A 20850-nucleotide genomic window follows, 5' to 3' on the forward strand; every position below is an offset into this window, starting at 1 on the left:
ATGCGAAAAACAATGGTTTTACATTTTTCAGCACTTGCCTAAGATCGATGAGATCTTAGGCATTTTTTTATAGACGTGAGCGATCAAAAGAACACCGCCCAACAGCATTTGTTGCAAATATTGCGTAATGAAGACATCTTTCAGGGCTTTAGCGATCAGACTTTAGAACAGCTTGTACAACAGGTGAAATATTCACGTTTTCATGCACAGCAGCACATCTTAAAACAACAACAAATCGTGCAAGATATTTATATTTTGCTTTCAGGTACGCTACAAATTGGTTGGTTGCAAAATAATGGTCAATTGATTGTAAATGACTATATCCGTCGCCAGTCAGTATTTAATTTTGTCGCACTCTTGCAACAAAAGCCGTTGAATTATGATTATTTTGCTGCGACACATGTCGAGGTGGCGATCATTTCTGGAACAACGTTTTTAGCGGTTTTACAGCGTGATCCGCAGGCACTTTGGAATGTCGTGCAATCTCTCAGTCGACGCATGTATTTGATGTTTGAGCATAATCGTTATTTGAGAACAGCAACGCTAGAGCAGCGTATCGCAAGACATTTGATTCGACTCTATCAACAATATGGATGTCGGCAGGAAATTCCCCTGAAACTCAGTCAGCAGGAATTTGCAGAGTCATTTAATATTTCACGGCAAACGTTGAATAAACATCTACAACAATTTGTCCAAACACAGGTGATCGCGTGGAATTATGGACAAATCGTGATCTTGGATCTTGAGCGTTTAAGGCGAATGAGTGAACTTGATGAATAACTAGATTTAAAATTTGACGAGAAGCCATTATCGCAAATGGCTTCATTGGACTTGTTTTTAGATTAGTGCTTACTGATTTTATCCAAATAACCCATCATAAAAGCAGAAAAAACAAAGGTTAAATGCATGATGATGTACCACATGATTTTGTCATTGGGAATGTTTTTCGCATCCATAAAAATACGCAATAAATGAATCGAAGAAATTGCCACGATTGACGCTGCAACTTTAAGTTTTAATGAATTGGCATCCATGGTGCCGAGCCAGTTCAATCGATTGGTCGATTCATTTATTTTCAGTTGGGAAACAAAGTTTTCATAGCCTGAAAACATCACCATTACAATCAGTCCGCCCACCATAGTCATATCGACCAAAGAGAGGATGACTAAAATCAGGTCAGCTTCTGAATATTCTAAAATATGGGGAAGGACATGAATGACTTCTTGGAAAAATTTAATCGCGAGCAGTAGCAGTGCAAAGGATAAACCAAAGTACACGGGAGCCAGAATCCAACGTGCTGCATACATTGTGTTATGGAAAAAACGTTCCATTTAAGCCTCTAAAATATTGATTTAATATTTGGTTCTAAAGTATATGGATTAAATTTTACGATAATTTTGATAATAATTCATGTAGAGTCAGTTGTTTAATTTAAATCTAGATTGAATCTTTGGGTATCTTAAGCTTGAATTCATCTGTGTAGGTCATCATATCCATTCAAATGATGCTGTATGGCTGCTTAGGCGGATCTATATGCGACGGTTGAATTTAATGACGAAATTTGACTGATGAAATAGATGTATTTTTTGCAAAATACTACAAGACTTTTATGGCAAAACTTGTAGTATAAAAATGATTTTATTGAGTTTAATTGGCTATGTCACAAATTGATGTATTGGTGCCGTTAAAGGATATTACGGTAGATCGGGCGGAAGTGCTTTCGATTAAGCGGAATGACCTTGTGCCATTACTGACCGATCAATATCGTCTAAATCATTATGCTGATCAATTAATTCAAGCACAGTCGGTGCTGCTAGACGGTGTTGACCCTCAGTTGACGAAACAACTTAGTCAAACCATTGAGCAGCTGATTCAAGCCTTAGCCAATTCAAAAAAATATTTAAAGACACGCAAATTTAATGCCCTGCAAAAATGGTTAGGCATCGATTTGGAATATGGTTCAGGACAAGTTGAATATTATAAAAATCTAGATCAATTGCTTGATCGGGCAAATCATCTGAGCCAAAAACTACAGTTAGAAATTCAAAAGTCCCAAGCACGTTTTAATCAACTACAAGGCTTACGTGAGCAAATGGCGCGATATATCGTCGCGGCTGAAGAGTTTTTGTTGGAATACCCACAGTTTGTGAAAAATCAGCATCCGCTTGATAACTTTGCAGAGCGCTTATCGAAAAAGGTGAATACCTTGCAAACCTTACAAGCCAGTAATGATATTGCAATTACACAAATGCAGCTTTCTCAGCAGCTTTCTTTTGGATTATTAGATCGATATAAGGAAGCTCAGCAGGTGTTGATTCCAGCATGGCAATATCATGTGAAACAAAGTCGTCAAAGTAACTCGACAAGTTCATTGGAAAAGCTTGATAATAGCCGTGAAAATTTGATTAAAACTTTAAAAAAATCATTAGAGAATTCCTCTAAGTCTTAGAAATATAAGGTGAGTTATGACCGATTTAGATGCCAAAAATTTACCCGTTGAAGTAAGTAAAGAATTGACTGAAGAAAAATTTCAGCAACTCAATTTGCAGGAAATTGGCTTACAAACTTCCGATTTTCACGAAGTCGAAGCTGCACGTAAGGAATTGGCAGATTTAAGTCATAATAGTGTTGCTGAATATGGTAAAAACATTGCCACCAAGACGTCGACCTATACCGATGAATTATTAAATTTGGTGCAAAATAAAGATCTAGATGCGACAGGTCAAAAGCTCAATCAGGTGGTACAAGTCGCACAGCAACTAAACACCACGAGCATTTTAAATAAATCTAAAAGCTCAGGATTTTTTGGTGGTTTACTGAGTAAATTTAAAGGTGCCAAGCAAAGTTTTGATCAGCACTTTAATACCACCAAAGAGCAAATTGATGCTTTGGTTAAAGAAATTGAAACTTCGCAAAATGGCTTAAAAGCGCGTGTAAATACCTTAGATAAAATGTTTGAAGGCGTACAAGACGAATATAAACAATTAGGGGTGTATATCGCCGCAGGTAAGTTGAAAGAGCAGGAAATCCAACAGGAAATTGCAAGATTAACCACACAAGTTCAAGATCAAACAACTACGCAAAAAGTCTATGACCTCAACCATTTGGCCAATAATCTTGAAAAACGTGTGAGTGATCTACAGATCTTGCAACAATCTGCTATGCAGACCTTGCCGATGATTCGCATAATTCAATCCAACAATTTGATGTTGGTTGATAAATTTTATGCTATTAAAAATATCACCTTACCGGCTTGGAAAAACCAAATTAGCTTGGCGATTTCATTGCAAGAACAAAAGAACAGCGTGCAATTGGCAAATAGCATTGATGATGCGACCAATGACCTGTTAAAACGCAATGCAGATTTGTTGCATCAAAACTCTGTCGATACAGCGAAAGCCAATCAGCGTTCAGTGATTGATATTGACACACTTGAACATGTGCAAAATACCCTCATTAAAACCGTTAATGATGTGATTCAAATTCAGAAAGAAGGTGTACAAAAGCGTGAAGAAGCGACGACACGTATTCGTGCCTTACAAAACAATTTGAATCATTTAGTAATTGAATCGAGTGGTTCAAACCCTTCTTCATAAACGGTGAGGGAGGTGAAAATATAATCTGAAGGAGTATGTCTTTGCCTCCCATTGATGAATATGCGCTAAATCCGCAGCAACTGGAAACAGGGCTTCAAACCATTAAGAAGCGTCAACGCAATTTGACGTTATTGACCTTAACCAGTGTTTCTGTGCTGATCGTTTCAGCTGTGATGTTGTTTATTCAGCATGATATGGTTTATAGCTTTTTTGGCCTAAGTTCTAGCGTACAGCAACTGCATATTCCCGTCAGTGCAGGTGATTTGACATATCAACTTGGTGAGTCCTCCGACTATTTTTCAAATTTTTTATCCTTTATTGGTTGGTTATTTCTCAAACTCATCGTTTCATTTATTGGCGCATTTTTCTTGGTTGGATTTCTAAAGAAATTTCAATTTTTTAGAATTCGCTTCCAATCTTTTGTATTGAAATTTGTCGGCTGGATTTTATCGTTTATTATGCTTTGGTCAGGCTTAACTTATGTGCAATATGACCTTAATCATGATGACCGTGCAGCAGATCAAAAATTGGTACATTATGAAAAAAATATTCAAGAAAGCCCGTTGGCTTTCGAGATGGAAGATGCAGGATTGGCAAAACCTGTGCAAGCCTATTTACTTGCACAAGCTGCTTTGATGCATAAGCCTGTAGATCGTGCGACAGCCATTCCCTTGGTGCAATCTTTAATCAATACCGAGCAACAAAATCCAGCAAAATTCCGTGAATACGGTTTTCAGCCTGAACAGCTCTGGGCGATGCAAAATCAGCTATTTGATAAAACCATGACACCGATGGCGCAAAGCGTGGAAAAACAAGTTCAGCAAGCCAATGTAGTAGAAGTTGTTGTACGTTGGGTGTTGATCGTCGTGATGGTACTCACGCTGGTTTTGAGCTTAATTTTGTATCTACTATCTCAGCATTTCAAATCACGGATTAATCGAATTGAGCAGGGACTTCATTAACAGGCCTATTTTCTTTTTAGATCATTGCATTGCTCAGAATAAAAATCCCCATCACATTGTATGGGGATTTTTATTCTTGGGTAGATTAACTTGCGCGATGAAACAGTTGTCGAAGTTCCTGTGTAGAAAAAGTCTGATCATTCACTTCGCCATCCACAAGGTAAAAAGGAATCGGGTGCTGTCCCTTTGATTTTACATACTGTGTAATTTCATGCTGGCGGTCTGCAATATCTTTATGTTGAATTGAGCGCAGTACTTTTGAGCCATCTAAACCAATGCCTTCAATAATGCTTTTTAAAACGTGAATTTCAGCAATATTTTGACCGTGTGCAAATAATGCATGGAATAGGGCTTGGGTCAGGGCATATTGATCCAGAATATTGTCCAAGGCCAATATAGCTTGATGAGCCAGTTGACTGTTTGGCATACGTTTCATGTACTCAATATTGACAATCACATCTTCGCTATAAGCGGCGAACTTCGTCATTTCGAGTTTTCGCTTTGCTGCACTCGCACCATACTTATCGGTTAAATACTGCAGCACATCTAAGCCTTGTTCAGGAATTTCAGGAACGCGTTGAATCGGCAATAGCTCTACACGGGTTGCTGTATGTTCATTCCAGTTTTGTTTTAACTTTTGAAATGCGACATAACTCATGGGATAAACAATATCAAAGACAAATTCAATTTTCATTATTCTGCTCACTGTTGATTTTATACTTCTAGATCGATGGCTGATTGATGCAAGGGATTGATTGCGGCTTTATTGGTGGAACTCAAAAGCAGTCAAATCATCTGATATTTCCTTTGATTTAAAGCCGACTTGCTGAAATGAAACTTAAAGCTTTATAAAGATTTTGTAATTGATCAGGTCGTGCGTATGTCTTGCATAGACTTGGTGTAATTTCAATAAAAAAGAAAAAAATGAGGAATTTATCACGATATATGTGTACGAAGTAAATCAATTTAATGTTATTATACGTATATATATTTATGATTTAGAAAGAAATTTAATCATTTGATTTGTAAAACCGATTAATTTTATAAAAACAAACCGTTTCACCTATTTAATGGTTTGTTCTATCATTCTCTCATCAAATAAATTTACTCCTCTGGAGACGTTAGCAATGTTAGATCAAAATACTTCTGCTCAATTAAAAACCTTACTTGAACGCCTTGAAGGCCCGATTGAAATCGTCGCGACTTTAAACGGCACGGACAAATCAGACAAAATTAAAGAATTGGTAACTGAAGTTGCTGCTTTATCTGATTTAGTGACTGCACGTTTTGACGGTAACAACAGCCGTGCGCCAAGTTTTGGTATTGCAAAAGCAGGTGAAACTCCACGCGTATTCTTCGCAGGTCTACCGATGGGCCACGAATTCACATCTTTGATTCTAGCTTTGCTACAAACTTCAGGTTATGCACCGAAAGTTTCTGACGAAGTACTGAACACTATCAAAGGTCTAGGTCTTAAAACTGACTTTGATGTGTTTGTATCTTTAAGCTGCCATAACTGTCCTGACGTGGTTCAAGCCTTGAACCTGATTGCGATCTATAACCCAGGCACAACTGCAACCATGATTGATGGTGCATTCTTCCAAGACGAAGTGGAAGAACGCAAAATCATGGCTGTACCAATGGTATTCCAAGACGGTAATCACATCGGTCAAGGCCGTATGACTTTGGAAGAAATCATTGCCAAATTAGACACTGACTCTGCAGCGAAAGATGCTGAGAAAATGAATGCCAAAGACGCCTTTGATGTTCTTGTGATTGGTGGTGGCCCTGCGGGGAATACTTCTGCAATCTATGCAGCACGTAAAGGCATTAAAACCGGTATCGTGGCTGAACGCATGGGCGGTCAGGTCATGGATACCATGGACATCGAAAACTTCACGTCGATTCAAAAGACTCAAGGTCCTAAGTTTGCTGCTGAAATGGAAGCACATGTACGTGAATACGGTGTGGACATCATGAACTTGCAACGTGTATCTGACATCAAAGGTGCTGACCAAACAGCCAATGGTCTAGTTGAAGTAACTTTAGAGAATGGTGCAAAACTTGAATCTAAAACAGTGATTCTTTCAACAGGTGCACGCTGGAGAGAAATGAACGTTCCGGGTGAACAAGAATACCGTACTCGTGGTGTTGCATACTGCCCACACTGTGACGGTCCATTGTTTAAAGGTAAACGTGTTGCGGTGATCGGTGGTGGTAACTCAGGTGTAGAAGCAGCGATTGACCTTGCAGGTATTGTGGAACATGTAACGCTAGTTGAGTTTGATACTAAGCTTCGTGCTGACCAAGTGCTTCAAGACAAGTTAAACAGCTTACCGAATACCACTGTGATCATGAATGCATTGTCTACAGAAGTGGTCGGTGATGGTTCACAAGTCACTGCACTAAAGTATAAAGATCGTGCAACAGATGAAATCAAAACGATAGAATTGGCTGGTATCTTCGTACAAATCGGTTTGTTACCAAATACTGATTTCTTAAAAGAAACAGCGGTTGAACTTTCAAACCGTGGTGAGATCGTAATTAACGAGCGTAACGAAACCAATGTAAAAGGTGTATTTGCTGCCGGTGATTGTACAACAGTACCGTACAAACAAATCATCATTGCAACAGGTGAAGGCGCGAAAGCTTCATTGTCTGCTTTTGATTACATCATCCGTTCGGGTCAATAAAAGAAAGGCCAGTGTGTTTCGAGAAACACGCTGGCCGCGCTGAATGTTGTCATTTGAATATTATTTTTCTTAATATTCTCGTTTTACAGGAACTTTGGATGCTAACACCGGAGTTCCTTTTTTTGTCTGCAAAATTAGGATTCAAAAATGTCCCCACACATTTTGAATCCTATTCGTTGCCCAGCTATTTTTGTTTTACAACCTTATTTTTATACTTTCCCCAAGGTTGTTTCTCTATAAAATATAAAGCGGAGTATGCAATTAATATACCAATCACATCACGAATTTAAGATTTAAATAAATTCAAACCTTTAAACTTCTCCATTAACTGCTCATCTGTCTCCATGTATTCAGGATGAGGCACAATGCACTCAATCGGACAAACTGAAACACAAGTTTGGTGCACATAGAAACCGACGCATTCAGTACAACGTGCGACATCGATTTCATAAATCTTTGAGCCTTCATAAATGGCATCATTGGGACATTCAGGTAGACACATGTCACAATTGATGCATTTGTCTGTAATCAACAAAGCCATAAAGTAAACTCAAGCCTGATAAGCTAAAGTTGAAGCCGAAATATCCACTGTCGAATTGGGTAAGTTACGAATCAGTAAGGCGTATCGCATATCCACATCGGCAGGTACAGGAATATCCACGATATGACCTGAACCTTTGGCATCGTCAATTAGATTACCTTTTTTATCTTTCATTTCAGTTAAAACGAAGGTGATGTTGCCTGAAGTGGTCATCAGTTCTAAAGAATCACCTACAACAAAACGGTTTTTCACTTCGATTTTAAGAGAGTCACCATTGCGTTCTAAGACTTCACCTACAAACTGTTGATGATCAAAACGTGAAGAGCCGGTTTCATAGTTTTGATATTCACTATGTACATGGCGGCGTAGAAAACCTTCGGTATAACCACGGTTCGCAAGACCTTCAAGCTGAGACATGAGAGCAGGGTCAAATGGTTTACCAGCAAGGGCATCATCGATGGCTTTACGATAAATTTGAGCGGTACGCGCACAGTAGAAATAAGACTTGGTACGGCCTTCAATTTTTAAAGAATGAATACCCATTTTGGTTAAACGGTCAACATGCTGTACAGCACGCAAGTCTTTCGAGTTCATGAAATAAGTGCCATGTTCATCTTCTTCGGCAGCAAACATGTCTTCTTCATTGCGTTGTAATAAAACCGGCTCGCCGAATTGGTGTTGTTCTAGGGCGTGTTGCTCATCGGCATTTTTATTATTGCAGCATGATGATTCTTTAATTTGTGTGACTGGAATAACATCACCAGTTTCATCTTCAACTGCATCGTGAATTTTATAATCCCATCGGCATGCATTGGTACATGCACCTTGGTTTGCATCACGTTTATTCATATAGCCAGAAAGTAAGCAACGACCGGAGTAAGCCATACATAATGCACCATGTACGAAAACTTCAATTTCCATATCAGGTACATTGTGTTTAATTTCTTCAATTTCTTCGATTGATAATTCACGTGACAGAATGACACGTGTCAGTCCCATATTTTTCCAAAATTTAACCGTTGCCCAGTTCACCGCATTGGCTTGGACAGACAAATGAATGGACACTTCTGGAAAATGTTCACGCACCATCATGATTAGACCAGGGTCAGACATGATCAGTGCATCAGGATTCATGGCAACCACAGGTTCAAGGTCACGGATGAAATTTTTCAGTTTTGAGTTATGCGGTTGGATGTTTACCACCACATAAAACTTTTTCCCTAAGGCATGAGCTTCTTCAATGCCAATTTTTAAATTGTCATGGTCGAAAGCATTATTGCGCACACGTAAGCTATATCGCGGCTGACCTGCATACACGGCATCTGCGCCATAAGCAAAAGCGTAGCGCATATTTTTTAAAGAGCCAGCAGGTGAGAGGAGTTCGGTTACGTGTTGAATCGTCATGTCAATAAAGGCATAAAAAATTTATGGCTTTATTGTAGTGATCTAAAAAAAGGATTCAACCAAGTATTTTAGTTGGGTTTTCAAGATATTCCGTTTTCCAAATGTTTTAAAATTTGGCAATCATTAATTTGACTGGTTTCATTACAGCTAGCACGGAGCTTACTTAACTGTATTTTAAAATTTTCTAATTCTTTAATTTTTTCAGAAACTTGACGAATGTGATTGTCAATTAATTCATTCACAGCATGACAGCTTTGCGTAGGGGATTGCTCAAGTTCAAGCAGGGTTTGAATCTCGGTGAGAGAAATATCGAGGTTTCGACAGCGCTTAATAAAAACCAAACGTTTGTACATTTCTTCATCATAATAGCGATAATTGTTGTCTGCGCGGAAGCTAGGTTTCAGCAGTTTTTTCTTTTCATAAAAGCGAATACTGTCAACGCTTACCCCAGATTTGGTGGACAATTCTTTAATCAAATAATGTTTTTGTACGTTCATGCTTGACCTTGGAGTGAGTCCATAGTTTTGAATAAGAATAATACAAATCCATTGATTTTAAAATTGGAGCACATTTATGGCATGTACATGTAGTCATGAGCCAGCACCAAGCAAAACCAACAGTAAATTTCGTATCGCGCTTTGGATCGCCTTAATCATTAACGCCATGATGTTTTTGGTGGAACTAATTGGCGGGGCTTATGCACATTCTTCTGCGCTTTGGGCGGACTCGTTAGATTTCTTTGGTGATGCTGTTAATTATGGAGTTTCATTAGCCGTACTAGGCGCCAGTTTATATTGGCGTGCAACAGTTGCCTTGGTGAAAGGTTTTGTCATGGCAGCGTTTGGGATCGTTGTGATTGCCAAAGTGCTCTATGCCTATGCAAATGGGATCGCACCTGAACCGATCACCATGGGGGTGATTGGTATCTTGGCTTTAGCCGCTAATGTCATCTGTGCATACGTCTTATATGCCTTCCGTGAAGGTGACTCCAATATGCAATCCGTTTGGCTATGTAGCCGTAATGATGCGATTGGTAACGTCGCGGTGATCTTGGCGGCTGTTGGGGTATTTGGTACAGGCAGTCTATGGCCAGATTTGATCGTGGCTGTAATCATGGCGATTTTAGGTTTAACGGGCGGTTATCAGGTGATTCGAAAAGCACTACAAGAGCGTAAGCAAAAAGATATTTTAAGCACCCCTTGCGCTTAAATTATTACTCTTAAATCCACCGTTAATGGCATTCATTTCAGCAAGGTTATAAACGCAGATAAGTGGTCGTTAAGTCGCTAGTTGAAATAAAATTAGCAGTCAGTTTTATACGAAGTTTTCCTGACTGCTAATTTGATAAATCTTCTGAAATCAGACTGTATTTAATGGGATGCTGAGCTTTTATCTACAGACTCCAATTAAGTTATGCTTTACAATAGCGCGCGAAAATCATGTTTAAAAATTAGGTTTTCTACCTTAAAAGCTTTATGTTTAGGCCCCATTGGTGCATCAGGTAAATTAAATGTCGAAAAAGCAAGACATCATTAAGGTTGCGCTCCAACTCTTCAATTCTTATAGCTATAACTCGATTGGTATAGATCGAATTATTGGGGAATCGGGCGTTGCTAAAATGACGTTTTATAAATATTTCCCCTCTAAAGCCAAATTAATTGAAGAATGTCTCGTGATTCGAAATCTTAATTTACAGGAATCACTTGAAGCTGCTATTGCAGAATGTGATCCAGAAGACCATCTTTCGCATATTAAAACCATTTTTGCTTGGTACGATGCTTGGTTTCATACTGCAGATTTTAATGGTTGTATGTTTCAAAAAGCAGTAGAAGAAATATCTAAAGTTTATCCTTCGTCATTACAACCTGCGATTGACTATAAAGAGTGGCTTAAATCAAAACTAAATACTGCCTTACAAAATCTGGGCATTCAGCAAACTGAACAACTAGCTGCATTTCTGAGTAGTATTTTGGATGGCATGACCATCCAAGCCCAAATTGACCCCAACCAAGTGCATTTAGCAGAGTATTGGAAGCGAGTTGAAACCTTAATTCGTTTGGAATTGGCGGCTTAAAATTTGCTTGTAGGCATCTGGGTTTTAAATCTAGAGACGACTTATTTGTATTGATTAACCATCAATTTTTTTCACATAACTTAAGATTCTAAGAAAATAAAAAGCGCGATTATTTGGGGTAATCGCGCTTTGCTGACAATTGTGCGTTCAAATCATTCACTTTGTTAGCTTAAGTCAATGATTTGATTTTCGAACGTTTTATACGTTTTCTCTCATTTATATTTTTACCCTCTGAATGCTAAATTCATTCGGTTTTTGCAGCAAAATAGACAGACTTGTCTGTTTTTTTAAATTATAGGGGATCTTAGGTGAATTACAAGACAGGAAAGAAAGGTTTGTGTGTTTTTTAATCTAGCTTAAGTTTAAATTAATCCACTATTTTTAAAAATAATATTAAAAATTTGATCATTAAGCTCGATGCTAATTAGACGATAAAACTATTTTTACACTTGTGTGCATGACGTTGCTTGTTGGATGCAAGTGCATGGCCTAAGACCATTTGGTGAATAATTTATAAGCAAGAGGTATTTTTGTGAGTGGGTTCTCAGCTTTTTAGTTTTAAGTGAATTTTTGAATCGTGGATTTTACATAACGAAACATCTTCTATGGTTTTAAGCATTAAGTTTATTGATGAATTTGACTAAACTAGCAGCAAAATTATTTCCATGATTACAATTTAGAATTTTTATTATGTTAGGCAAAATACTTGCTGTATTAGAACAATTAGGCTTATCCGCCCAAAAACGTGCCATTCATGTGCAATTTTCCAACCCTGCGTTGAATGAAGAGCTTTTTATTCAACGTATTGATGGGGAGCATGTCTTAAACCAAGGCGTGCAAGCGACTTTGATTTGCCTATCTACTAATGCACTTATTCCACTAAAACAATTTATTGGCGCACAGGTCGCCGTTGATCAAGTGACTGATCAGGGCGAACTCTTTCGTACCACGGGTATTATTACCGAAGCCACCCAAGGCCAGAGTGATGGTTCACTCACGCTGTATAAACTCACTTTAGAAGATGCAACATCGCTGTGGCATAAGCGCCGCAACAGCCGTGTGTTTATGAACAAATCTGTTCGCGATGTCAGTGAAACTCTCTTTAAAGAATGGCAAAGCAAAAGTCCGCTTTTCGCAGCAAGTCTAACGCTAGATCTAAGCGGTTTAAGTCAGAACTATGATGTTCGGCCCTTCATCATGCAGTCGAATGAAAGTGATTATGACTTTTTAACGCGTCTTTGGCGCAGTGAGGGTATCAACTGGCTCATCGATGAAGCGCAGCTGAAAGCACCACATTCCTCAGCGCCAATTGAAAAACAAAAACTTCGCCTGATTGATGACAATAGCCAATATCAAGCACTCAGCCGTCGTAGCATCCGCTTTCATCGCTCTAGCGCCACAGAAAAACAAGACAGCATCACCAGCTTGATCGGTGAGCGTAGCATTCAACCGACTGCGGTCCATGTGCAGCGCTGGCAAGCCGATGGACTCAGCCAAGAAGAAGGCGCAGGTTCAGTTCAAAGTAAACATCAGCATAGCCAAAGCCAAGACAATGCCAGCTTAAGTTTGGAACAAGCATGGCATGTCAGCCCTGCATGGATGCAAGATTTAAAAGGTGAAGATCAAGCCACTGCTTCATCCAATAGCCAAATTGAAAAACTGAATCAAAACCTAACGCGCTATCACGAGCTACAATCGAAAAAATTCAATGCACAATCGACTGTGCGCGATACCCAAGTCGGCTATTGGTTTGAGCTGAATGAACACCCAGAAATCGATCAACACAGTGGTGCAGACAAACAATTTTTAATTACAGAAAAGAAATTCTATAACCAAAATAACTTACCTAAAGACCTCTCTGAACAAGTCAATCAACTGATTGAACAAAGCCAGTGGAATATTAAACCGATCCATGAACAGACCGAGCGTCAGGCCAATCAGCTCACATTACAACGCCGCAATATTGCGACCGTTCCTGCATATAACCCACTCGAACACCGTCCAAGCACCCACCCGCAACGGGCCAAAGTCGTTGGACCAAGTGGTGAAGAAATACATGTCGATGAATGGGGACGAATCAAAGTCCGCTTCTTATTTACCCGTGGAGATGACCACAGCCATGATGGCGGTGCAGGCAGCAATGACAATGATACGGACTCTGCATGGGTAGATGTACTGACTCCATGGGCAGGCGAAGGCTATGGTGCACGCTTCTTACCGCGCATTAATGAAATCGTGGTCATTGATTTCTTTGACGGTAATATCGACCGACCATTTGTGGTGGGGCGCATACATGAAGCACAGCGCAGTCCAACCCAATTTGATGGTAAAGGCAAACTGCCAGACACCAAAAAATTGGCTGGAATAAAAAGTAAGGAAGTCCAAGGTGAAGGTTTTGGACAACTACGCTTTGATGACACGACTGGACAAATCTCGACACAATTACAAAGCACCCATGGTGCAACTCAGCTCAACCTCGGTAACCTCAGTCATCCGAAAGAAACTGCAGAAAGTGAAGGACGAGGCGAAGGCTTTGAACTAAGAACGGATCAATGGGGCGCAGTGCGTGCAGGACAAGGACTCCTTTTCAGCACACAACCGCAACAACAAGCAGCAGCAATGCACCTCGACGCACAAGCTGCAAAAGATCAAATCGAAGCCAATTTAAACAACAGTAAAGCCTTAAGTGAAGTGGCGAAAAATCAACAAACTGACCCACTTGAAGTCTTGGATAACCTTAAAAACTTCCTTGGCCAAATCGAAAAAGGCAGTAAAGAAAAAGCTGATGCCTTTAAACAAGCCTTAATGATTTTATCTGCACCAAACTCAATTGCTGTGAGTAGTCAGGAAGATATTCATCTTTCAGCGGATGGACAGATCAGCCAAAGTGCAGGCGATAGCATCAATCTCAGCAGTCAAAAATCCTTAATTGCCCATGCACAAAGCAAGATCAGTCTATTTGCAGCACAAGAAGGCTTACGTGCGTATGCAGGCAAAGGCAAAGTTGAAATCCAAGCCCAAGGAGATGGGGCGGACCTGATTGCACGAAAGGGTATTCAAATTATTTCCACGGAAGATAAAGTAGATATAAAAAGTCCAAAGGAAATTATTCTTACTGCTGGTGGGTCACAACTTAAAATTACCAGTACAGGAATATTTCCAACGACTGCGGCGAAGTTTGAAGTAAAGGCGGGACAGCATAAGTTTATAAATGGGGCTAATGCTAGTCTGATAATTCCAGTATTACCGAATTTAAAAAATAAAAATTGGATTGCTTTGGAACATTTGGATGCTGAAAATGAACCATTTTCGAATTTAGGTTACAAAATATTTTTTGAAGGAAATCAAATTATTGAGGGTAAATTGGATGAATCTGGAAAAGCTCACCATGATAATGTTCCCGAGCGAGCTATTAAAGTCGAGTATGAGCAGAAAGAATTCTCAGACAATCCTTGGGAAACATATGAATTAGTACTCAATCAATTAAACGAATTAGAAAAATAAGTGAATTAAAAATGACAGATTTTTTACCTTCAAAAAAAGATCTCCTCAATGCACTAGCTACTATAGCAGCACCAGTCAATAAGGCAATTAAGAAGGGCCAAGAGACTTTATCCGATATAGCAGACTGGCTTTGGGTTGTGCTTCAAGGCGATTTTGCAGAGGAGCAATCGACAGCTCAAATAGTAACAGGCACTGTTATTTCAATGATTCCATTCGTAGATCAGATTTGTGATGTGAGAGATTTGTGTGCTAATGCATCAAAAATTAAAGAGGACTCAAATAATCCGTGGGGATGGATCGGATTAGTTTTAACTTTGATAGGGCTATTTCCTTGTTTGGGATCTTTATTTAAAGGATTTTTCAAAGTACTTTTGGCGCCAATTCGTAGGTTTATGCTTAAACCAGCTACAAAAGCAGTCAAATTTACTGGTGGAAATATATATAAAGCTGCTGAACCTACAATTGAAAGTGGTATCACTGAATTTAATAAATTTTTAGCACGACCTGCCGTAAAAAAAGCATTAAAAGAAGCTAAAATTACAAATGTATATAAGGAAACTGCTAAGAAGATCAGAGAAGTAAAAGGCAAACTTACGACTAAAGCATTGCTTGAAGTTTATGATAAGTTGGTTGGATATTTAAAGGAAACGGTAGCATTTATAGATAAATACGGCAGTAAAGCTATAGGGCAAAAAGCTCGAGCAATGTTACAAAAAGTTATTGATGTACGTAATTTAGCGAATCAAAAACTAGGACAATTTATAAAACCTTTTCAAGAGTTTTTAGAGAAACTTGCTGTAAGAATTGAAAAAGAAGGCGATGCGACATACAAGGCAACATCCAATGTAAAAAATATTCATAACTTTAAAAGAGTTAGCCAAGATGGTGAGCTAAAAAGTGTTTTAAATAATAAACCTAAATGGGTCGATGTAGCGGCTAAAATGAAATATAAGCCTTTAGTTGACAGTCCTATAATACCAAAAGGATTTCCTGATATTTCAGAAACTTCGAAAAGCAGAGCTTTAAGAAGTGCTTATAATACATTTCATAAGGCAAAAGCAGTACATATTCCAGAAGGTGAAATTTTATATCGAGTACTCGATCCGCGTAGTGCAGATAATAGTATTTGTTGGATGCGCGAGTCTGAATATAAAAAATTGACAAGTAAAGCTGATTGGCGACGTTACTTTGCAGTCTTTGCGTCATGGAATAACAATGGTGAAGTAGTGAAATACCGTGTCCCTGAAGGAGGGATTAATGTATGGGAAGGACCAGCAGCCAGTCAAACTTTTAAAAATAGTGCTGGAAAAGTTGAAAAGGTAGATAACAAAGGAAATATTTTTGTTTTAGAGGGTGGTGGAAAACAAATTGTACTTGATCCAAATGATTTGGTACACGCTAATATGAGTAAACGCCAAGCAACTCCTTGGGGATATGACAGTGGTTTAGTGGGTGATGCTAAAACCAGTATGGTGGGAGTACCTCGTTTGGAACAAAATTGGTATGGAGATAAAAAATAATGTCTAAGTTTAAGATTTGTCCTCAAGAAGTATATTTGTTAGAACGCTACAGCTCAGCTGAGTATTTTAAAGAATTGGTTGATGCTTTTAAGCATATGTTGAATGCGGCAGAAAAGGCGTTAGATATCTTTATAACTAATCTACCCTATAATTATCGAGATAGACATATATCTGAACAACCCGATGTGGTGTGGGGTGAGCATGTACTACCTAATTTTAGGTCGACCATACAGTCCTTAAGTTTCGCTTATAAGCGACTTTTAGAGGGTGATTTATCTGCTTTGCAATATGCTGGGAATGTGATGACTGATTTTAGAGCACAACGGGTAGATTATTGGCCAGACTGGATGGATGAGCATAATTTAGAACTATTTGATCAATGGCAGGCCAAAGCAAGTCAAGTGGCAATGAATATAAGTACGACTATATTTGGCGGTTGGCCTATGGGCAGTCTTAGCTATAGATATAACCTAGATTCGAGAGGAAATTTAAATTTACCCCATTCACTCCCAGTCTATCGTTTAAATCTATCTATATATATAAAAACAGGAGAAACAGTACCAAAAGATGGTATTTATTTGCCATTCATAGAAGACGCTAGTGCTCAGCTATTACTTAAAGGACATGATGCACAAGAAGCTTTAGTTGGACTTGATCCAGATAGTCCACAATATGACCACGAAGAACCAGCTGAGTGGTTTTTTGTAGAACGTGTAGCCGATGAAGGTGGTAGCTTAGCTACGATTGAAACCACATCATTAAAAGCTTATGCAGGCGAGAGCTGTTCACATTCTGGTAATTGGTGGAGTCCTGCAAATGAATCGCAATCACGTTATTTTGCGAAAGGTGAAATATTTCCAAAACTGGAAAGTGATTGGGGTGAAACGATTTGGTATCTAGAAGCAACTAACAAAATGAATGAAAATTAATACGAGTTTTTTATTTATATTAGAACATTTTAGTTCTAAAGAATTTTTTTATAGCATGAGAAATAACTATCAATCTTTTTTAGATCGTTTGGAATTGCTGTTTGTCGTTTATATGAGAAATCTATCCTATAATTATCTTGATTTTCCAATGCCAGAGCAAGTTGACATCAATTGGGGAGGGACGGTTTTACCGCTTTTAAGAAAAACCATGGATACTTTAGATTTTGCTTATATAAGAATAAAAGAAGGCGATTTAACATATTTAGATTGCGCATCAGAGATTCGATCGAATGACAAAGGTATGAGTGAGTTTTCAAAAAAATGGATGGATGAACTACCTCATGAAAATGTGAAAGAATGTTGGGATTTTTATACAAAGGCTAAGGCCGAGGCATTCATTATTGAAAATACCTATTCAACGTATTGGAATCAAGAAAATATTGCTGAAGAGTTTTCTTATGTTTCGATTGAAGAGTTTACCATTGTTCGATTAAAACAATTGGCTGTTAATTTCATGAATGAATGAACTACTGACATGGCGGGGGCCTTTAAAAGCTGAAGTTTACTTTCCTTTTAATGCAAGAATGAATAAATTTCAAAATCCGTCTATGGATATAGCAACACGTTTAAAACGCGCTGGTAGTGATATTAATCCATTTTGGCCTATGCCAAGTCGCGCACGTGCACAATTAGTGCGGATATTGCAATTCCAGAATACAGAGCTGAACCACTTTCGCGGACGAATATTTTTGCTTTGGTGGAAATTAAATTTCAAGGAGATACAATTCAACAAAAGCAATTTGATGAATATGGAAAATTAAATAATCAATCTAAAGAAGCAAAAAGGATAAGTGGAGTCACGGTTAGTGAGGGTTTTAAACTATCATTATTTCGGTATCCTGAAGACAAATCATCAGAATCTAACGATGATAAATCACAAGGAAATTCATCTAATAAATCGTCGTGGAAGAAATTAAATAGCTTAAATAATTAGGATTTATAGATGAGCACATCAACTTTATTTTTGACTGATCAAGAAATAGAAGAATTAGTTCGAGATATTCCTCTTGATACATCAATAATTTATGGGGAAGAAAAAAAAGAGTTCGGAGTTTGCCCTTATATTACATTTTATATTGATCAAAAAAAAACAAATGCGCAAGAATTTTTGATAAAAGCAATTGATATTTATGAGAAATTTGAATTCGAAATAATTGATAAGCCATTTCATTTAAGATTTCGATGTGATACAGAAGTTTGGAAAAAGGCAATTTCATGGATTAGAAGTCGTGAAGAAATATCAGCTGAAATGGCAAAAATTTATAAAAAATATTTCATTTACTATTTAGGTGCAACATCTGCACAATCTCAAGATCAAAGTCCACGTTGGGCTTTAAGTGCAAAGATTAGAGACTCTAGTGAGCGCTATTCTAGTCTAAAATTAACTTTTGGTGATCAATGGTATAGATCCAATAAAGATATTTGGTACTCATTTGTTCAAAAATGTCTAGAAATGCTTAACCCAATTCAAGCATATAGTGGATATGAAATTGGAAACACAAGTCAATTTGCATTTGTTTCTCCTGAATTTGAAACAGTTGAACGGACTTTCACGGATTATTTTTACGGGCTCGATATTGATCATCCTGGTATGGAGTTTTCTCATGAAAATATGTTTATTGCAGAAGATCGGGATGGTTTAGGTGGCGGTATTCGTACCCCAACATGGTGCTTTTTACTTTCTCCCTACTGGCTAGAGAAACTAGGCTTGAGTGAAGAACAAATTCGTGAAAAACTGGATGATCCACGAATTGAAATTACTAAAATTATAGACCCAGAAGATTCAACAAAATACAGCTTATGGATACGTTTGGGAGAGCTTTCACTTTATCCAGTTGAAGAAGGTGTTCCTGATTTATTGGTGATGGCAAATGAACTAATTAAACCGATACGTTGTGATAACTTAAAACTGACCACTTTAGATGCATGGTCAGATGATCCAAATCCACGTTTTGATGCGGTCAGTTCAAAGCAATGGATTGCACGATTTGATGAAGACAGCACTTGGCCTGAATTAAAACGAGTGAAAGTTGAAGTTCAAGAACCAGAAAGAATAGATATTGTTATTGCCGGTAGCCCATGTCCTCACGCAGGATATTGGTATACTTTTGCTAAAGAAAACTCACGTCAATATTTTAAACAAGGTGATATATTCCCTGATTTTGAAAGTGATTGGGGTGATGTGTACTGGCAGTTTGATGGTGAAGAATGATTTATGCCCTTCGGGGCATTATTTTTGGAATAAGAATGGTTTTTGATAAAAAGAAAAGACAATTATTTTTAACAGATGAAGTTTACAATAGAGTAAATATATTTTTAAAAGAATTACCTATTGAAATTTTAGAAAGTAAAAAAATATATGAAGACAGTCCATCTGATATAAGAAGATTAGATTATTACTTATCACTACATTCTTATGATTTATTAAGTCTAAATTTTACTGCTGGGTTTGATATTTCTACACTTAGAATTCAATTAGAAGATGTAATTACGAAATATGAAGAATATACAATAGCTTTACGCAAAGACGAGAAGGATGAAGATTGGGCACCATTTTATTTTACAGCTATAGATGAGTACGAAAGATGTATGCAGTTGATAGGACTGTGTTATCTATTACACAGAAGAGACTTATTACCACGTATTGCAGCGATGCAAGACAAAATTTACCATGAGCAAACAGAACAATTAGATACGCTGTATGAGGACTTTTTATCATTTGAGTTGATGGATAGATATGATGTAGATCAATGGTATTTTGATAATCCATATCGCCCATTAATTTTTAGTAAATATAGAGATACTAAAGAAGAGAGTATTCAAGATATACAGGAATATTTGAAATTATGGTATCCCGCATTTGAAAGTGCAGCTTGGCATGATACCCATAAAATGGATGAAGGTTTGTACTTTGGATATTGGGCTATAGAAGCGGCAGCTTACGTTTATCTGTTAGATTTAGATGATAGAGAAATAACACATATGATTTATCCAAAAGATTTGGTTAAATTTGCCCGAGAATTTGTACCTTGCGAGAAGGATATAAGTAATCCTAGTACAAAAACTCTAAGATGCGAAGCAGGCCAAATTTGCCCTAAAACAGGTGAATGGTATAGTCCTGCGAATAACATGGAAAAACGTCATTTTAAACAGGGTGATGTTATGCCTGAGATTAAAGATAACCCTTGGGGTTTAACGATTTGGTATCTGACCGAATAAGTAGATGCCATTCGGGGCATTTTGGAATAGATATGGACATCTATAAAAAACAAATTCGACAAATTTTTCTAACTGAAAATACTTATATTGAAATCACGAAGTACTTATTAAACTCTTATCATAGATTGGTTCAAAAAAAAATTGAGTATAATGGATCCATAAATGATTTAAGACGGTTAAATTATTATATCGCTGAAGAAGCTTATCAATTATTTAGTTTACATTAGATCTCTTTCATAAATCAAAAAACGATCTTCTTTTTGGTTAATATTTGCACTCCGGATTTCTTAGCATTCGTGCATAATCTGCGGATGAAATACATCGATTCAAACAAGCTTTCTGATCCTC

General features: G+C 37.8%; 19 protein-coding genes. 14 read left to right on the plus strand and 5 right to left on the minus strand.

The genetic code is table 11. From position 1 onward, the window contains the following. Nucleotides 1-75: 75 nt before the first annotated feature. Nucleotides 76-780 (plus strand): Crp/Fnr family transcriptional regulator, encoded by a 705-nt coding sequence (locus tag FTU36_RS08870; RefSeq protein WP_180117505.1) that lies wholly within the window; start codon nt 76-78, stop codon nt 778-780. A gap of 62 nt (nt 781-842) precedes the next feature. Here the strand turns inward: FTU36_RS08870 and FTU36_RS08875 are convergent, their stop codons facing one another. Then, nucleotides 843-1331, minus strand: a complete 489-nt coding sequence (locus FTU36_RS08875; protein ID WP_078189122.1) for a TIGR00645 family protein — start codon at nt 1329-1331, stop codon at nt 843-845. Nucleotides 1332-1657: 326 nt separating this feature from the next. Here FTU36_RS08875 and FTU36_RS08880 point away from each other — a divergent pair, with 326 nt between their 5' ends. Genes FTU36_RS08880 through FTU36_RS08890 form a run of 3 tightly spaced genes read left to right on the plus strand, consistent with a single transcriptional unit; the run spans nt 1658 to nt 4558 of the window. Continuing rightward, a complete protein-coding gene (locus FTU36_RS08880) occupies nt 1658-2449 on the plus strand; it encodes a tellurium resistance protein (protein ID WP_078189121.1) in 792 nt (263 codons plus the stop codon). Nucleotides 2450-2465: 16 nt separating this feature from the next. Next, entirely contained in the window at nt 2466-3596 is a 1131-nt protein-coding gene (locus FTU36_RS08885) for a toxic anion resistance protein (protein ID WP_180117507.1), read from the plus strand. A gap of 41 nt (nt 3597-3637) precedes the next feature. After that, complete coding sequence (locus FTU36_RS08890) at nt 3638-4558, plus strand: hypothetical protein (protein ID WP_180117530.1); 921 nt, start codon at nt 3638-3640, stop codon at nt 4556-4558. An 85-nt stretch (nt 4559-4643) separates the two neighbouring features. Here the strand turns inward: FTU36_RS08890 and FTU36_RS08895 are convergent, their stop codons facing one another. After that, nucleotides 4644-5252 (minus strand): DsbA family protein, encoded by a 609-nt coding sequence (locus FTU36_RS08895; protein WP_180102984.1) that lies wholly within the window; start codon nt 5250-5252, stop codon nt 4644-4646. A 433-nt stretch (nt 5253-5685) separates the two neighbouring features. Here FTU36_RS08895 and ahpF point away from each other — a divergent pair, with 433 nt between their 5' ends. Further along, a complete protein-coding gene (gene ahpF / locus FTU36_RS08900) occupies nt 5686-7251 on the plus strand; it encodes an alkyl hydroperoxide reductase subunit F (protein WP_180117509.1) in 1566 nt (521 codons plus the stop codon). A 286-nt stretch (nt 7252-7537) separates the two neighbouring features. Here the strand turns inward: ahpF and FTU36_RS08905 are convergent, their stop codons facing one another. The 3 genes from FTU36_RS08905 to FTU36_RS08915 form a co-directional block, all read right to left on the minus strand. After that, nucleotides 7538-7792: a YfhL family 4Fe-4S dicluster ferredoxin gene (locus tag FTU36_RS08905; RefSeq protein WP_180117511.1), complete on the minus strand. Its 255-nt coding sequence runs from the start codon at nt 7790-7792 to the stop codon at nt 7538-7540. Nucleotides 7793-7801: 9 nt separating this feature from the next. After that, entirely contained in the window at nt 7802-9196 is a 1395-nt protein-coding gene (gene yegQ / locus FTU36_RS08910) for a tRNA 5-hydroxyuridine modification protein YegQ (RefSeq protein WP_180117513.1), read from the minus strand. 80 nt (nt 9197-9276) lie between these two features. Further along, entirely contained in the window at nt 9277-9693 is a 417-nt protein-coding gene (locus FTU36_RS08915; protein ID WP_180089094.1) for a Cd(II)/Pb(II)-responsive transcriptional regulator, read from the minus strand. A gap of 76 nt (nt 9694-9769) precedes the next feature. Between FTU36_RS08915 and FTU36_RS08920 the strand changes: the two genes are divergently transcribed. The 9 genes from FTU36_RS08920 to FTU36_RS08960 all read left to right on the plus strand — a co-directional run bounded on the left by FTU36_RS08920 (nt 9770) and on the right by FTU36_RS08960 (nt 20502). Continuing rightward, complete coding sequence (locus tag FTU36_RS08920; protein WP_180117515.1) at nt 9770-10405, plus strand: cation transporter; 636 nt, start codon at nt 9770-9772, stop codon at nt 10403-10405. Between the two features lie 301 nt (nt 10406-10706). Then, nucleotides 10707-11270: a TetR/AcrR family transcriptional regulator gene (locus FTU36_RS08925; protein ID WP_180117517.1), complete on the plus strand. Its 564-nt coding sequence runs from the start codon at nt 10707-10709 to the stop codon at nt 11268-11270. A 690-nt stretch (nt 11271-11960) separates the two neighbouring features. Continuing rightward, nucleotides 11961-14774: a type VI secretion system Vgr family protein gene (locus FTU36_RS08930; protein WP_180117519.1), complete on the plus strand. Its 2814-nt coding sequence runs from the start codon at nt 11961-11963 to the stop codon at nt 14772-14774. An 11-nt stretch (nt 14775-14785) separates the two neighbouring features. Further along, nucleotides 14786-16294 (plus strand): hypothetical protein, encoded by a 1509-nt coding sequence (locus FTU36_RS08935; RefSeq protein WP_180117520.1) that lies wholly within the window; start codon nt 14786-14788, stop codon nt 16292-16294. After that, nucleotides 16294-17223, plus strand: coding sequence for a hypothetical protein (locus FTU36_RS08940; RefSeq protein ID WP_180117522.1), 930 nt, complete (start codon nt 16294-16296; stop codon nt 17221-17223). Before FTU36_RS08935 ends, FTU36_RS08940 begins: the two co-directional genes overlap by 1 nt. Next, nucleotides 17213-17749 carry a hypothetical protein gene (locus tag FTU36_RS08945; protein ID WP_180117524.1) on the plus strand — a complete coding sequence of 179 codons (537 nt, stop codon included), beginning with the start codon at nt 17213-17215 and terminating at the stop codon, nt 17747-17749. Before FTU36_RS08940 ends, FTU36_RS08945 begins: the two co-directional genes overlap by 11 nt. A 132-nt stretch (nt 17750-17881) precedes the next feature. After that, complete coding sequence (locus FTU36_RS08950) at nt 17882-18217, plus strand: hypothetical protein (RefSeq protein ID WP_218954394.1); 336 nt, start codon at nt 17882-17884, stop codon at nt 18215-18217. 9 nt (nt 18218-18226) lie between these two features. Next, nucleotides 18227-19495, plus strand: coding sequence for a type VI immunity family protein (locus tag FTU36_RS08955; protein ID WP_180117526.1), 1269 nt, complete (start codon nt 18227-18229; stop codon nt 19493-19495). A gap of 35 nt (nt 19496-19530) precedes the next feature. Next, on the plus strand, nt 19531-20502 hold the full coding sequence (locus FTU36_RS08960) for a PoNe immunity protein domain-containing protein (RefSeq protein WP_180117528.1): 972 nt from the start codon (nt 19531-19533) through the stop codon (nt 20500-20502). Nucleotides 20503-20850 lie beyond the last annotated feature (348 nt).

Origin of the sequence: Acinetobacter sp. YH12096 (assembly GCF_013419215.1) — a bacterium.
In the GTDB taxonomy this organism is placed as follows: Bacteria; Pseudomonadota; Gammaproteobacteria; order Pseudomonadales; family Moraxellaceae; genus Acinetobacter; species Acinetobacter amyesii.

Excerpts from the sequence above, each read along its gene's own strand:
- FTU36_RS08875 (WP_078189122.1), bottom strand. The coding sequence starts at position 1,331 with ATGGAACGTTTTTTCCATAACACAATGTATGCAGCACGTTGGATTCTG.
- FTU36_RS08880 (WP_078189121.1), top strand. The coding sequence starts at position 1,658 with ATGTCACAAATTGATGTATTGGTGCCGTTAAAGGATATTACGGTAGAT.
- FTU36_RS08885 (WP_180117507.1), top strand. The coding sequence starts at position 2,466 with ATGACCGATTTAGATGCCAAAAATTTACCCGTTGAAGTAAGTAAAGAA.
- FTU36_RS08895 (WP_180102984.1), bottom strand. The coding sequence starts at position 5,252 with ATGAAAATTGAATTTGTCTTTGATATTGTTTATCCCATGAGTTATGTC.
- ahpF (WP_180117509.1), top strand. The coding sequence starts at position 5,686 with ATGTTAGATCAAAATACTTCTGCTCAATTAAAAACCTTACTTGAACGC.
- FTU36_RS08905 (WP_180117511.1), bottom strand. The coding sequence starts at position 7,792 with ATGGCTTTGTTGATTACAGACAAATGCATCAATTGTGACATGTGTCTA.
- yegQ (WP_180117513.1), bottom strand. The coding sequence starts at position 9,196 with ATGACGATTCAACACGTAACCGAACTCCTCTCACCTGCTGGCTCTTTA.
- FTU36_RS08915 (WP_180089094.1), bottom strand. The coding sequence starts at position 9,693 with ATGAACGTACAAAAACATTATTTGATTAAAGAATTGTCCACCAAATCT.
- FTU36_RS08920 (WP_180117515.1), top strand. The coding sequence starts at position 9,770 with ATGGCATGTACATGTAGTCATGAGCCAGCACCAAGCAAAACCAACAGT.
- FTU36_RS08925 (WP_180117517.1), top strand. The coding sequence starts at position 10,707 with ATGTCGAAAAAGCAAGACATCATTAAGGTTGCGCTCCAACTCTTCAAT.
- FTU36_RS08930 (WP_180117519.1), top strand. The coding sequence starts at position 11,961 with ATGTTAGGCAAAATACTTGCTGTATTAGAACAATTAGGCTTATCCGCC.
- FTU36_RS08935 (WP_180117520.1), top strand. The coding sequence starts at position 14,786 with ATGACAGATTTTTTACCTTCAAAAAAAGATCTCCTCAATGCACTAGCT.
- FTU36_RS08940 (WP_180117522.1), top strand. The coding sequence starts at position 16,294 with ATGTCTAAGTTTAAGATTTGTCCTCAAGAAGTATATTTGTTAGAACGC.
- FTU36_RS08945 (WP_180117524.1), top strand. The coding sequence starts at position 17,213 with ATGAAAATTAATACGAGTTTTTTATTTATATTAGAACATTTTAGTTCT.
- FTU36_RS08955 (WP_180117526.1), top strand. The coding sequence starts at position 18,227 with ATGAGCACATCAACTTTATTTTTGACTGATCAAGAAATAGAAGAATTA.
- FTU36_RS08960 (WP_180117528.1), top strand. The coding sequence starts at position 19,531 with ATGGTTTTTGATAAAAAGAAAAGACAATTATTTTTAACAGATGAAGTT.